This window comes from Citrobacter sp. TBCS-14, from assembly GCF_005280805.1.
GTDB classification, from domain to species: domain Bacteria; phylum Pseudomonadota; class Gammaproteobacteria; order Enterobacterales; family Enterobacteriaceae; genus Citrobacter; species Citrobacter gillenii.
In genome coordinates this window covers 1-227 of sequence record NZ_SZWM01000199.1, presented here as the reverse complement: position 1 = coordinate 227, position 227 = coordinate 1, and the positions used below count along the sequence as shown (strand labels likewise).

Annotated in this window: 1 pseudogene; it reads left to right on the top strand. The window is 59.0% G+C overall.

The annotated features are described in order from the left end of the window. Positions 1–227: pseudogene (locus tag FDX22_RS12100) on the top strand (phage major capsid protein); the annotation flags it as partial.

The window sequence follows — 227 nt, the reverse complement described above, 5'->3', positions numbered from 1 at the left end:
GATTCGCTTGATGAGCGTATTTCCCGTGAAGAAGAGCTGCGCCGTCACGATCAGAATGTAATTGATGAGCAGGAGCCGGAACAGCGCCAGCGCCAGAACACCCCTGAGATGCAGGCAGAAGAGCGTCGCGCTGCTGCTTTTGACCGCCTGCTGCGTCATGGCTTTGGTGAACTGACGGCGGAAGAACGCCAGGCCGTTAAAGAGCTTCGCGCTCAGGGCACCACCCC